Annotated in this window: 14 protein-coding genes and 1 riboswitch; of the genes, 7 read left to right on the top strand and 7 right to left on the bottom strand. The window is 73.6% G+C overall.

What is annotated here, in order from left to right:
• Positions 1-59 precede the first annotated feature (59 nt).
• Together AOM03_RS08840 and purU are read right to left on the bottom strand one after the other, a co-directional pair.
• A complete protein-coding gene (locus AOM03_RS08840) occupies positions 60-986 on the bottom strand; it encodes an ABC transporter ATP-binding protein (RefSeq protein ID WP_062380448.1) in 927 nt (308 codons plus the stop codon).
• 196 nt (positions 987-1,182) lie between these two features.
• Complete coding sequence (purU, locus tag AOM03_RS08835; protein WP_062380446.1) at positions 1,183-2,028, bottom strand: formyltetrahydrofolate deformylase; 846 nt, start codon at positions 2,026-2,028, stop codon at positions 1,183-1,185.
• A gap of 77 nt (positions 2,029-2,105) precedes the next feature.
• On the opposite strand from purU, the gene AOM03_RS08830 reads away from it, so the two are divergent.
• The 5 genes from AOM03_RS08830 to AOM03_RS08810 all read left to right on the top strand — a co-directional run bounded on the left by AOM03_RS08830 (position 2,106) and on the right by AOM03_RS08810 (position 6,931).
• Positions 2,106-2,618 carry a GNAT family N-acetyltransferase gene (locus tag AOM03_RS08830; RefSeq protein WP_062380445.1) on the top strand — a complete coding sequence of 171 codons (513 nt, stop codon included), beginning with the start codon at positions 2,106-2,108 and terminating at the stop codon, positions 2,616-2,618.
• Positions 2,619-2,689: 71 nt separating this feature from the next.
• Positions 2,690-3,541, top strand: coding sequence for a hypothetical protein (locus AOM03_RS08825; RefSeq protein WP_156157690.1), 852 nt, complete (start codon positions 2,690-2,692; stop codon positions 3,539-3,541).
• 209 nt (positions 3,542-3,750) lie between these two features.
• Positions 3,751-3,838: riboswitch (ZMP/ZTP riboswitch) on the top strand.
• 48 nt (positions 3,839-3,886) lie between these two features.
• Entirely contained in the window at positions 3,887-5,179 is a 1,293-nt protein-coding gene (gene glyA, locus AOM03_RS08820) for a serine hydroxymethyltransferase (protein WP_062380443.1), read from the top strand.
• Positions 5,179-6,111: a bifunctional methylenetetrahydrofolate dehydrogenase/methenyltetrahydrofolate cyclohydrolase gene (locus AOM03_RS08815; RefSeq protein ID WP_062380441.1), complete on the top strand. Its 933-nt coding sequence runs from the start codon at positions 5,179-5,181 to the stop codon at positions 6,109-6,111. The genes glyA and AOM03_RS08815 overlap by 1 nt, the downstream gene beginning before the upstream one ends.
• Before the next feature lie 19 nt (positions 6,112-6,130).
• Entirely contained in the window at positions 6,131-6,931 is an 801-nt protein-coding gene (locus tag AOM03_RS08810) for an exodeoxyribonuclease III (RefSeq protein WP_062380439.1), read from the top strand.
• Positions 6,932-6,998: 67 nt separating this feature from the next.
• On the opposite strand, the gene AOM03_RS08805 is transcribed toward AOM03_RS08810, so the two are convergent.
• Entirely contained in the window at positions 6,999-8,225 is a 1,227-nt protein-coding gene (locus AOM03_RS08805; protein ID WP_062380437.1) for a galactokinase, read from the bottom strand.
• Between the two features lie 124 nt (positions 8,226-8,349).
• Here AOM03_RS08805 and AOM03_RS08800 point away from each other — a divergent pair, with 124 nt between their 5' ends.
• On the top strand, positions 8,350-8,976 hold the full coding sequence (locus AOM03_RS08800) for a hypothetical protein (protein WP_062380434.1): 627 nt from the start codon (positions 8,350-8,352) through the stop codon (positions 8,974-8,976).
• Positions 8,977-9,018: 42 nt separating this feature from the next.
• Complete coding sequence (locus AOM03_RS08795) at positions 9,019-9,477, top strand: cupin domain-containing protein (RefSeq protein WP_062380433.1); 459 nt, start codon at positions 9,019-9,021, stop codon at positions 9,475-9,477.
• A gap of 12 nt (positions 9,478-9,489) precedes the next feature.
• Here the strand turns inward: AOM03_RS08795 and AOM03_RS08790 are convergent, their stop codons facing one another.
• The 4 genes from AOM03_RS08790 to AOM03_RS08775 form a co-directional block, all read right to left on the bottom strand.
• On the bottom strand, positions 9,490-10,623 hold the full coding sequence (locus AOM03_RS08790) for an Mrp/NBP35 family ATP-binding protein (RefSeq protein ID WP_062380431.1): 1,134 nt from the start codon (positions 10,621-10,623) through the stop codon (positions 9,490-9,492).
• A gap of 69 nt (positions 10,624-10,692) precedes the next feature.
• Complete coding sequence (locus AOM03_RS08785; RefSeq protein ID WP_062380429.1) at positions 10,693-11,250, bottom strand: DUF1003 domain-containing protein; 558 nt, start codon at positions 11,248-11,250, stop codon at positions 10,693-10,695.
• Complete coding sequence (locus AOM03_RS08780) at positions 11,243-12,538, bottom strand: magnesium transporter MgtE N-terminal domain-containing protein (protein WP_062380427.1); 1,296 nt, start codon at positions 12,536-12,538, stop codon at positions 11,243-11,245. The genes AOM03_RS08785 and AOM03_RS08780 overlap by 8 nt, the downstream gene beginning before the upstream one ends.
• 70 nt (positions 12,539-12,608) lie before the next feature.
• On the bottom strand, positions 12,609-12,863 hold the full coding sequence (locus AOM03_RS08775; RefSeq protein ID WP_062380425.1) for a hypothetical protein: 255 nt from the start codon (positions 12,861-12,863) through the stop codon (positions 12,609-12,611).
• Between the last annotated feature and the right edge of the window lie 111 nt (positions 12,864-12,974).

Genomic DNA, 12,974 nt, shown 5'->3' with positions numbered 1-12,974 from the left:
GTCTCCTGGGAAGTCTGGGGTGGGGATGGGGTGCGGGCGCGTCGGGTGACGCCCGTGCGTCAGGCGGCCGACGTGGCGGGCGTCCCCGCGGAGGCGTACTCCACCTCGCGGGCGGTGAGCCGCATGTAGGCGTCCTCGAGGGTCGAGGACTGGTCGTGCACGTTGGTGAGCAGCAGGCCGTGGTCGCGGGCGGCGACGGCGACGCCGGTGGTGTCGATGCCGGTGACGGTGAGGGTGTCGCCGTCGTGCGCCGCGATGGTCGCGCCGCGGCCGCGCAGCGCCTGGGCCAGCGCCGCGGCATCGGGGCTGGTCACGCGGACGGCCCGCGTGGAGTTGGCGAGCATGAACTCGGCGAGCGGCGCATCGGCCAGGATCCGGCCGCGGCCGATCACCAGGATCTGGTCGGCGGTCTGCTGGACCTCGGACATGAGGTGCGAGGAGAGGAAGACGGTGCGACCCTCGTCGGCGAGCTGGCGGGCCAGGCGGCGCACCCACAGGACGCCGTCGGGATCGAGGCCGTTGACCGGCTCGTCGAGCATGACGCAGTCCGGGTCGCCCAGCAGCGCCGTGGCGATGCCCAGGCGCTGGCCCATGCCCAGCGAGAACGTGCCGGCGGCCTTGTTCGCCACGGGGGTGAGGCCGGTGAGCTCGAGCACCTCGTCGACGCGGCGGCGGGAGATCCCGTGCGTGGCGGCGACGGCGGACAGGTGGCGGCGAGCCGAGAGCTTGGGGTGGACGCCCTTGGCGTCGATGAGCGCGCCGAGCACGGCGAGCGGGCGGGCGTGCTCCCGGTAGTGCCGGCCGGCGACCGTGACGGTGCCGGACGTGGGGCGGTCCAGCCCCAGGATCATGCGCATCGTGGTGGACTTGCCGGCCCCGTTGGGGCCCAGGAAGCCGGTGACCTTGCCGGGCGTCAGCGTGAAGCTGACGCGGTCGACGGCGGTCGTGGTTCCGTACTGCTTGGTCAGGTCGGTGGCCTGGATCATGGCGCCTCCTCGGCATCCGGTGGGTGTGCTTCCATTCCACCGGCGAAGGGCGCCCGTGCCGCCGTGGGCCGCCCCCGAGGAGGGCGGGGGAAAACCCCCGACCTGGCAAATGTTGTGCTGCGCGAAGGGCTCGGCGGTCCGGCCGCGGGCTCAGCGAGGCTGCTATCGAGGTGCGGGGCCCACCCCGCCGCCGCGCCTACCGGAAGACGATGGTCCGGTGCCCGTCGAGCAGGATGCGGTGCTCCGCGTGCCAGCGGACCGCGCGGGCCAGGGCGCGGCGCTCGACGTCCGCGCCGATCGCGGTGAGCGACTCGGGCGTGAACGTGTGGTCCACGCGCTCGACGTCCTGCTCGATGATCGGGCCCTCGTCCAGGTCGCTCGTCACGTAGTGCGCGGTCGCGCCGATGAGCTTCACCCCGCGGTCGTGCGCCTGGAAGTAGGGGCGCGCGCCCTTGAAGCTGGGCAGGAACGAGTGATGGATGTTGATCGCGCGCCCGCGCAGCGCCTCGGACAGCGCGGGGGACAGGATCTGCATGTAGCGGGCGAGCACCACGAGCTCGACGTCGAGCCGCTCGACCAGCGCGAGCAGCTCCGCCTCCGCCGCCGGCTTGGTCTCGCGGGTGACCGGGATGTGGTGGAACGGCTTGCCGTAGAACGCGGCCAGGTCTTCCAGCGTCGTGTGGTTGCCGGCGACGCCCACGATGTCCACCGGCAGCGTGCCCGCGCGCTCGCGGAACAGCAGGTCGTTGATGCAGTGCTCGGCCTTGGAGACGAGCACGAGGGTGCGCATGCGCCGGCCCGCCACGTCGAGCTTCCACGTCATCTCGAAGCGCGCGGCCACCACGCCCAGCGCGGTCTCCAGCTCCGCGCGGTCCGCGGCGGACGCGAACTCGACGCGCATGAAGAACAGGCCCGTGTCCGCGTCGCCGAACTGCTGCGACTCCGTGATGTTGCCGTCGTGGTCGGCGAGGACGCCGGACACGGCATGCACGATCCCGGGACGGTCCGGGCAGGACAGGCTGAGCACCCACGAAGCGGTCATGCGGGCAAGGGTACCTTCGCGCTCCGGGGACGATGCGGGGGTCACCCCAGGGCCGCGGTCGTGACACGATAGGGGGTATGAGCGAGGGAGACATCCGGATCGACACCGTGCCCGTCGAGCAGGCGGGCGAGCTGCTGACGCTGCGCCGCGCGGCGTTCGTGTCCGAGGCGCAGATCTTCAACGATCCCAACATCCCCGCGCTCACCCAGACCCTCGACGAGCTGGTCGAGGACCTGGGCCGCGACACCGTGGTGACGCTCGGCGCCTGGGCCGGCCACCGCCTGGTGGGCTCCATCCGGGTGGAGGTCGAGGACGGGGACAAGGCGCGCATCGGCCGCCTCGCCGTGGTCCCGGACCTGCAGGGCCAGGGGATCGGCACGCAGCTGCTGTTCGCCGTCCTGGGCTACCTGCCCGAGGGGGTCAAGGAGGTCTGGGCGTTCACCGGCCAGAACTCCAAGCACAACATCTCGCTGTACAACGACGCGGGCTACGAGCACCAGTTCGACCAGGTGGCCGGCGACCTCACGTACGCCTACCTGCGCAAGGTGCTCGAGTCGGGCGCGATCGTGGACGACGCCCCGCGCGACTGACCGCGAGACCGGGGCGCGCCTGACCGCGCGCGCCGCCACCGCATCGTCCACCATGGGACGAGGGGGTGCGCATGGCCTGGTACGAGGCGACGTTCGTGGAGAGCGGCCGCGCGGCCGCCCTGTGGATGCTCGTCGGCTTCGTGCTCACCTTCGCCGCCACGCGCTGGGTGACGCGCCGCATCCGGGCGGGGGAGGCGGCCCGGGCGCGCACGGGTGAGCCCGCGCCCGAGGGCGGGGTGCTGTCCAACATCCACATCGGCGGCGTGCACGTCCATCACCAGGTGTGGGGCATCCTGCTCGTGCTCGTCACCGGGGCTCTCCACCTGCGCTACGCGCCCGGGAGCCCGTGGGCGGAGGTGCTGGGCCTGCTGTTCGGCGCGGGCGCGGCGCTCGCGCTCGACGAGTTCGCGCTGTGGCTCCACCTCGAGGACGTCTACTGGTCCGAGGAGGGGCGCAAGTCGATCGACGCGATCCTGGTGGCGGTGGTCATCGCGGCCGCGCTGCTCGTGCAGGTCAACCCGATCGGGATCAGCCCCGACACCGCCGGCTCCCGCTGGGTCTTCGTGCTCGCGGTGGTCGCGCACTTCGCCTGGGTGGTGATCGCGTTCCTCAAGGGCAAGCGGCACCTGGGGCTCGTGGGCATCGTCGTGCCTGCCGTCGCGATGGTGTGCGCGCTGCGGCTCGCCAAGCCCACGTCGTTCTGGGCGCACCGGTTCTACTCGGACGCGCGCCGCGAGCGGGCCCGGCGCCGGTTCTCGGAGGTCTACCAGGCGCGATGGGACCGGCTGCGCGATCGGATCGGCGGCGACCACGGCAAGCGCCTGCTCGCGGCAGGGGACCGGATGGTGCACGAGGAGATCGTCCACGCGACCGTCGACGAGCCGCCGGCGCGGCCCGACCGGGGCCCGGATGCCGCGCGCTGACGCTCCGCGCTCCGTGCGCCCGGCCCCGCCGCGCCCCGTGCGCCGCGCCCGGCCGCGCCGGATGTGCGCTGGGAGGTGCTCAGTGACCGTTTCGGCTGTTTTTGGGCACTGAGCACCTCCGGGGGCGCAGGGGAGCCGGGAGCGCTCGGGCGTCGGGCGCGCGAGCCGGGAGCCGGGCGCATGGGAACCGGGCACGCGAGCGGCTATGCTCGTGACGTCGCAACTGGCGCGGTGGGGTCAACCCACAGGGAGCGGCATCACACGAAGACTGCTTGGTCGTCCGCCTGGGCCAAGGTCACCGGAATCTGAGCGCCGGCGACCGCCGGCCCGACGGAAAGGCAGGCCATGAGCACCGACTCCAGCGCCACCGCAGCCGTGATGAACGCGACGCTGCAGGACTTCGACCCCGAGATCGCCCAGGTCCTCGACCGCGAGCTCGACCGCCAGCGCGACTACCTCGAGATGATCGCGTCCGAGAACTTCGTGCCGCGCTCCGTGCTGCAGGCGCAGGGCTCCGTCCTCACCAACAAGTACGCCGAGGGCTACCCCGGCCGCCGCTACTACGGCGGCTGCGAGGAGGTCGACGTCGCGGAGAACATCGCGATCGAGCGCGCCAAGGCGCTGTTCGGCGCCGAGTACGCGAACGTCCAGCCCCACTCCGGCGCCACCGCCAACGCGGCCGTGCTGCACGCCCTCATCAACCCGGGCGACACGATCATGGGCCTCTCGCTCGCGCACGGCGGCCACCTCACGCACGGCATGAAGCTCAACTTCTCGGGCAAGCTCTACAACGTCGCCGCGTACGGCCTCGACGAGACCACCCACCGCATCGAGATGGAGCGCGTCCGCGAGCAGGCGCTCGCCGAGCGCCCCGACGTCATCATCGCGGGCTGGTCGGCCTACCCCCGCCACCTCGACTTCGCCGCGTTCCGCGCGATCGCGGACGAGGTGGGCGCCAAGCTGTGGACGGACATGGCCCACTTCGCCGGCCTCGTCGCCGCGGGCCTGCACCCCAGCCCCGTGCCGCACTCGGACGTCGTGTCGACCACGATCCACAAGACCATCGGCGGCCCCCGCTCGGGCATGATCGTCGCGCGCGACACCGTGCTCGCGAAGAAGCTCAACTCGGCCGTGTTCCCCGGCCAGCAGGGCGGCCCGCTCATGCACGTCATCGCCGCCAAGGCGGTCGCGCTCAAGGCCGCCGCGGGCGAGGAGTTCAAGGAGCGCCAGGCCCGCGTCCTCGAGGGCGCCCGCATCATCGCGGACCGCCTGGTCGCCCCCGACGCGATCGAGGCCGGCGTCAACGTGGTCACCGGCGGCACCGACGTGCACCTGGTCCTCGCGGACCTGCGCAACTCGCCGCTCGACGGCCAGCAGGCCGAGGACCTCCTCCACGAGGTGGGCATCACCGTCAACCGCAACGCCGTCCCGTTCGACCCGCGCCCGCCGATGGTCACCTCCGGCGTGCGCATCGGCACCGCGGCGCTCGCGTCCCGCGGCTTCGGCGCCGAGGAGTTCACCGAGGTCGCCGACGTGATCGCCACCGCGCTCAAGGGCGGCGCCGACGTCGAGGCGCTGCGCGCCCGCGTCACGCGCCTCGCGGACGACTTCCCGCTCTACGAGGGCCTCCAGCAGTAATGGGGGAGGTTCCCGCGACGGGCGCCCCGGCCGGCTCGGACGCCCGCGTCGCCCGCCGCCTCGACGGCAAGGCCACCGCGGCCGCCATCAAGGCGGAGCTCGCGGACCGGGTGGCCGCGCTGCGCGAGCGCGGCGCGGTCCCCGGCCTGGGCACGCTCCTGGTGGGCGAGGACCCGGGCTCCACCTGGTACGTCAACGGCAAGCACGCCGACTGCGCCGAGGTGGGCATCGCCTCGATCCGCGAGGACCTGCCCGCGACCGCGACGCAGGAGCAGATCGAGGAGGCCGTCGCGCGCCTCAACGCCAACCCCGACTGCACGGGCTTCATCGTGCAGCTGCCGCTGCCGGCGGGCACCGACACCAACCGTGTGCTCGAGCTCATCGACCCGGACAAGGACGCCGATGGGCTCCACCCCACGAACCTGGGCCGCCTGGTGCTGCGCGTGGCCGAGGACGTCACCTCGAGCCTGCCGTGCACCCCCAAGGGCATCATCGAGCTCATGACGCGCCACGGCATCGACCTGCGCGGCAAGGAGGTCGTGGTGGTGGGCCGGGGGACCACGGTGGGCCGGAGCATCGGCCTCCTGCTCACCCGCAAGGCCGTCAACGCCACGGTGACGCTGTGCCACACCGGCACGGCGGACCTCGCCTCGCACACCAGGCAGGCCGATGTGGTGGTCGCCGCCGCGGGAGTCCCCGGCATCGTCACGGCGGACATGGTCAAGGACGGCGCGGTGCTCATCGACGTGGGCGTCTCACGGGTGACGGACCCGGAGACCGGCCGGTCGCGCGTGGCCGGCGACATCGCGGCCGATGCACGGGACAAGGCCTCCTGGTACTCGCCCAATCCGGGCGGCGTGGGGCCGATGACGCGGGCCATGCTGCTGGCCAACGTGGTCGAGTCCGCCGAGCGTCACGCGGGCCTCGCCTGAGCCGATAGGGTCCCTGGCCATGAGGATCGCGACCGTCAACGTCAACGGCGTCCGCGCCGCCGCGCGCAAGGGGATGGGCGAGTGGCTCGCCACGGCAGGGGCCGATGCGGTGGCCCTCCAGGAGGTCCGCGCCCCCCTGGAGATCACCGCGCCGCTGCTGGGCGAGGGCTGGCACGTGGTCGAGCAGGCGTGCGAGATCAAGGGCCGCGCGGGCGTCGCGCTCGCGGCGCGCACGGAGATCACGGACGTGATCGCCGGGGTCGACGCGCTCGGCGGGGCCATGGACGAGCCGGTGCACACGGGCCGGTGGATCGAGGGCACCGTGGACAGCCCGGCGGGGCCCGTGCGCCTGATCAGCAACTACATGCACTCCGGCACCGCGGGCACGCCGTCGATGGACGACAAGTACGCGATGCTCGACGCCGTCACCGCGCGTCTGGCGGTCCTGCGGGAGCAGTACGAGCGGGTGGTGCTCATGGGAGACATCAACATCGCCCGCGACGAGCGCGACATCAAGAACTGGAAGGGCAACCTCAAGTCCGCGGGCTTCCTGCCGGAGGAGCGCGCCTACCTGTCGCGGTGGATCGAGGCCGGCTGGGTCGACGTGGCGCGCGAGCTCGCGGGCGACGTGGCCGGGCCGTACACGTGGTGGTCGATGCGCGGCCAGGCGTTCGACAACGACGCCGGCTGGCGGATCGACTACCACTTCGCCTCTCCCGCGCTCGCGGGCGCGGCGACGGCCGCGAGCGTGGCGCGCCAGGCGTCGTGGGACACGCGCTGGACCGACCACGCGCCGCTCGTGGTCGACTACGCGCTGTAGCGGCCGAGCGCACGGACCGAGTGCACGGGTCGGCCGCCGGGGCGGGCCTCCGGTAGTCCTCCGGGGGCTACGCGAGCAGGAGCCGGGGGCGGTCCTTGCCCACCTCGGCGAACTCGCGGTCGACGGCCTCGCCGATGCGCCGGGCGTCGACCGCGCGCACCAGCGCCATCGCGGCACCGCCCCAGCCCGCGCCGATGAGGCGCCCTCCCAGGGCGCCCTCGCGCACCGCGACCCGCACCGCGAGATCCAGGGCGTCCGTCGACACGTGGTAGTCGTCGCGCAGCGAGGCGTGCGTGGCGAGCAGGAGGTCGCCGATCTCCGTGAAGCGGTCCTCCGCGGGCGCGAGCCCGTTGAGCAGCGCGGCGACCGCGCGCACGCGGCCGATCTCCGTGACCACGTGCAGCGCGTGGCGGGCGAGACGCTCGTCCTCGAGCCGGGTGATCTTGCGCTCGGGATGGTGCATGTCCGCGATCGCGCGGAGGTTGGGCACGCCCAGCGCGGCCGCGGCCCGCTCGGCGTCCTTCCGCCGGTTCGCGTACGAGTCGGCCCAGTCCGGCGTCCGGTGGCGGGTGTCGATGACGAGCAGCCGCAGCCCGTAGTCGTGGAGGTAGAGAGGGCCGGCCTGCACGACGGGCGGGCGCTGGGCGAAGTCCAGCAGCACCGACTCGTCCTCCCGGCACTGGACGATCGCGTACGGGTCCAGACGGCCCACCGGTCGGCCGACGAAGCGGCGCTCCGCCTCCCAGCACGCCTCCGCGAGTTCGCGCTCCCCGCGGGGCCCGGCCAGCGCGATCCCGCAGGCCTCGGCCACCGCGCGGGCGACCGCGATGGTGAACGAGGCGCTCGCCGCGAGCCCCGCGCCCGGCGGCAGGGTGGTCTCCACCGCGAGGTCCACGCCCCGCACCGGATAGCCGCGCTCCTCGAAGGCCCACAGGACGCCGGCCGCGTACGCGGGCCATCCCGTCACCGAGCCCGGCTCGAGTGCGGGCAGCGATCCCTCCCAGCGAGGCCCGGGGCCCGGAACGTCGTCGCCCTCGCCGGAGACGATGCGCACGGCGTCGTCGTCTCGCACGCGCGCCGCGACGAACGTGCCGTGGGTGGTGACCGTCGCGACCGATAACCCGGCGGCGTAGTCGGTGTGCTCGCCGATCAGGGTCACCCGGCCGGGTGCGGACGCGACGCACGCGGGCGGTCCGCCGAAGGACCGCTCGAACAGGGCGGTGGCGCGCGCCGCGCCCTCGTCCGGGCTGCAGGGCTCGACCCAGGAGGGAGCCAAGACGCCGAGGTCCGTCACACCGCCATTGTGTACCACGCGGGGGCGCGGCGCCTGCCAGAGGTGGGAGGATGGGCACAGCCGAGATCAGCGCTGACCACAGAGGCGCAGACGAGATGGGCGCACACGAGCCGAGGAGGTCGCCATGTCGACGAGCACGCCCGAGCCGGACGGCCGGCCCGCCGGGCCCGGCCGCGAGCCGAGCCCGGAGCCCGGCGCGGAGCCCGGCGCCGCGCCCACGGCCCAGCCGACCGAGGAGATGGCGCCGATCGAGCATTCCCCGGCCCCCGCATCGTCCCCCGTCGCCACGCACGTGGCGCCCTCGCCGTCGGTCCTCGAGCGCGTCCGTGAGAACCGCATGGGGGCGCTCGCGGCCGCGCTGTTCGTCGCGCTCGCGGTGGCCCTGCTGCTCGCGGTGCTGGTGCCGGACGAGCCGAATCTGTTCGCCTCGGTGCTGCTCGGGCTGCTGCTGACGGCGGCGGTCGGCTTCACGGTGAGGGTGACCTCCCGCTCGCGGGGACTCCTCGCGCAGGCGACCGCCTTCGTCGCGACCGTGGTGGGCGTCCACGTCCTGGCCGTCACGGGAGCGATCGACGGGCTCGGCCCGGCGGGGCTGCTCGAGCGGGTCGGGCTGAGCGGGCCGGGCTACGACGACGCCCTGCTCGCGGCGCTCGCGACGCCCGCGGTGTCCGCCGGCGGAGTGCTCGCGGGACTGGTGGCCGCGATCGTCGCCGGCTGGGGCCGCCGGGACCCGGGAGAGCCGCTCCTCTAGGGGCACTGTGCCGGCGCCGGACCCTCTGCCACACTGGGCGGCATGAGCGATTACCAGCGCATTGAGATCGGGCCCACCGAGGACTGGCGCGCCGTGTACGGCGGCTTCGCGCCCGACCGCTCGCGCGACGGCCGGCGCGTGATCGACCACGAGCTGCCCATGCAGTTCATCGGCATCACCGCCAACTCGATGCTGCCGGGCGAGGAGGCGGGCTACTGGCACGCGCACAGCTCCGACGAGGAGCTCTACGTCTTCCTCACGGGCCGCGGCCAGATGGGCCTCGACGACGACGTGGTCGACGTGGGCCCGGGCACCGCGATCCGCGTGGGTCAGGGCGTGATGCGCACGTGGCGCTGCGTCCCGGACAGCCCCGGGCCGCTCACATGGTTCTGCATCCGCGGCGACGGCGACGCGCTGCCCCGCGCGCCGGACGACGCGCACCCCGTCCACGACGCGCCCATGCCCTGGTGGCGACCGGGGTCGGGGACGCCGCGGGCGTAGCGAGCGGAGCGCTCAGCGCCGCACGGGCGTCACCCCGAGCGAGCGGCCTGCGAGGCCGCGGCGGCGGGCGCCCAGCGCCCGCGCGATCTCGCGCATCGCCTCCGCGGCGGGGGAGCCGGGCTCCGCGAGCACCACGGGGGTGCCGGCGTCGCCCGCCTCGCGCGCGCGGATGTCGAGGGGGATCTGGCCCAGGAGCGGGACGTCGGTGCCCAGCACCGAGGACAGCCGCGACGCCACGGTCGCGCCGCCGCCCTCGCCGAACAGGGGCAGGCGCGAGCCGTCCGGCTGCTCGAGCCAGGCCATGTTCTCGACGACGCCCACGACGTTCTGGGACGTCTGCGTGGCGATCGCGCCGGCGCGCTCCGCGACCCCCGCGGCGGCCGACTGCGGCGTCGTGACCACGACGATCTCCGCGTGCGGCAGCAGCTGAGCCGTCGAGATCGCGATGTCGCCCGTGCCGGGGGGCAGGTCCAGGAGCAGCACGTCGAGGTCGCCCCAGAAGACGTCCGCGAGGAACTGCTCGATCGCGCGGTGGAGCATGGGCCCGCGCCACACGACCGGCTGGCCCTCGGGGACGAACATGCCGATCGACACGGCCTTCACGTCGTGCGCGAGGGGCGGCAGCAGCATGTCGTCGATGCGCGTGGGCTGGCCGGTCACCCCGAGCATGCCGGGGATCGAGAACCCGAAGATGTCCGCGTCGAGCACGCCCACCTTGAGGCCGTCCGCGGCCATCGCCGCCGCCAGGTTGGCGGTCACCGTGGACTTGCCCACGCCGCCCTTGCCGGACGCGATCGCGTACACGCGCGTCATGCTGCCGGGCTGGGTGAACTGGATGACGGGCTCGGGCTTGCCGCCGCGCAGCTGCGCGCGCAGGCCCTGGCGCTGCTCGTCGCTCATGACGCCCAGCTCGATGCGCACCTCGGCCACGCCCTCGACGCGGCGCGCGGCGGCCTCGACGTCGCCCGTGATGCGGTCCCGCATGGGGCAGCCCTGGGTGGTGAGGTCGATCCCGATGACGGCGACGGCGCCGTCGAGGTCCACGGAGCGCACCATCCCGATCTCCGTGATGGGGCGGCGGATCTCCGGGTCGATGACCGTGGCCAGGGCGTCGCGGATCAGATCGGCGGTAGGCATGGGGACCATCGTAGGACGTGCGGGGAAGGGGACGATGCGAGGGCCGGGCGGCCGCGGAGGGCGCGCCCGGGCGGCGCGTCAGTCCGGGAAGGCGTTCGACTGCCGGGCGCGCTTGGCGGCCTTCTTGGCGCGCCGGCGGGCCTCCGCCGCGGCGTTCTCCTCGTCCTCGCGGAGCTCCTCGAGCAGCGCGCGCAGCTCGGAGCGGACGAAGTCCCGGGTCGCGGTCTCGTTGACGGCGTGGCGCAGGGCCGCCACCTCGCGTGCGAGGTACTCCGTGTCCGCGAGGGCCCGCTCGGCGCGCTGGCGATCCTGCTCGGCGGCCACGCGGTCGCGGTCGTCCTGGCGGTTCTGTGCGAGCAGGATCAGCGGCGCGGCATAGGACGCCTGCAGCGAGAGCATGAGCGTGAGCAGCGTGTACCCGAACTCGGCGGAGTCGAAGCGCAGCGACTCGGGCGCGTAGGTGTTCCACGCGAGCCACACGACGCAGAAGATCGTGAGCCAGACGAGGAAGACGGGCGTGCCCAGGTAGCGCGCGATCGCCTCGGACACGATGCCCACGCGGTCGGAGTTGGGGTTGCGTCGGCGCGGCAGGAACGAACGCTCCTGACCCTTGGGACGGTCGAGACGCTCAGGCACTGACCTCTCCCGCCGTCGTCGTGGTCTCGTCCTCGTCCATGTGCTCGCGCCAGTCGGGCGGCAGCAGGTGGTCGAGCACGTCGTCGATCGAGATCGCCCCGACGAGCCGGTGCTCGTCGTTCACCACCGGCAGCGCGAGGATGTCGTACGCGGCCATGCGGCGTGCGACCACGGACAGGTGCTCGTCGGGGTGCAGCGGTGCGAGCGCGGGGTCGACGAAGTTGCCGATCGCGTCGTGCGGGGGCTCGCGCAGCAGGCGCTGGATGTGCACCATCCCCACGTACCGGCCGGTGGGCGTCTCGAGCGGCGGGCGCACGACGAACACGGACGAGGCCAGCGCGGGGGCGAGCTCCTGCTTGCGCACCAGGGCGAGGCAGGTGGCCACGGAGGTCTCGGGGCCGACGATGACCGGCTCGGTGGTCATCAGGCCGCCGGCCGAGTCGTCCTCGTAGCCCAGCAGCTGGCCCACGTTGCGGGCGTCCTCGGGCTCCATGAGCTGCAGCAGCGCCGCCGCCTGGGCGTCGGGCAGGTCTCCCAGCAGGTCGGCCGCGTCGTCCGGGTCCATCGCCTCGAGGACGTCCGCCGCACGCTCGGACTGCAGCGTCGACAGGAGCTTGATCTGGTCCTCCTCGGGCAGCTCCTCGAGCACGTCGGCCAGCCGCTCGTCGTCGAGCGCGGCCGCGATCTCCGCGGAGCGCGACGGGGTCATCTCCATGAGCGCCGCCGCGAGGTCCGCGGGGCGGTGGTTCTCGAACGCCTCGATGACCAGCGACGCGCCCTGGTCCCTCTCGCGGGGGGACAGGCCCAGCACCTGGTCGACGTCCACGACGAGCGACTCGCCGCGGCGCGAGAACCCGAGCATGCCGCGGCGGCGGTCGGCGCGGCGCACCGCCAGCTTGGACACGTGCCACGTCTTGAGCTTGTCCTGCTCGATCGCCATGTCCTCGATGTACGCGGCGGAGCGGTCCTCCTTGAGGCGCACCTGGCGCTCGAACAGCTCGGCGACGCATAGCGACTCGCCGGAGCGCGCCTTGAAGCGGCGCAGGTTCACCACGCCGGTGCAGATGACCTGTCCCGGGTTGATCGCCGTGACGCGCGTGAGCGGCATGAACACGCGCCGCCGTCCGGGCACCTCGACCACGAGGCCGACGGCGGTGGGCGCGGACATGCCCGTGCTGCGCACGACCACGACCACATCGCGGACGCGGCCCACCGCGTCGCCGATGGGGTCGAAGACGGTGGTGCCCGCGAGGCGTGCGACGTAGACCCGCTCGACTCCGGTGCTCATGGGGTCAGCGTAGCCGGACCCTCCGTCGGGGCTCGTAGCAGGGGGTCCCTTGCCCGGCGGGCCGGTGGCGTCAGTGGGCCCCGACCCGCGCCGCCGCCGGGTGCATGACGACCGCCCCCGCATGCCGCAGGGCGCGGCGCATGTGGCTCGCGTAGTGGTAGGTCACCACGGACCACCACCGCGCCACATGGTGCATCCGGCTCTCGTGCGTGCCGGAGAAGCGGTGCATCGGGTGGTGCGAGCGCCGGGCGTGAGCGACGTCCATGTGCTGCTCGTGCTCGACGTGATGATGACGCAGCATCCCCTCGGGATCGTTCATCAGCATGGGGTTTCCTTCCTTCGGTGCGCCCGCAGGGCGCGCGCGGTCCCCCTCCCGACCTGCCTGTCACACCAGGGTGGGCCCGCGCATCGTCCCCCGACAAGTACCACCTGCCGG

Origin of the sequence: Demequina pelophila, assembly GCF_000971175.1 — a bacterium.
Classification (GTDB): domain Bacteria; phylum Actinomycetota; class Actinomycetes; order Actinomycetales; family Demequinaceae; genus Demequina; species Demequina pelophila.
The sequence above is the reverse complement of the archived record's forward strand: the minus strand, read 5'-3'. Positions and strand labels throughout refer to the sequence as shown.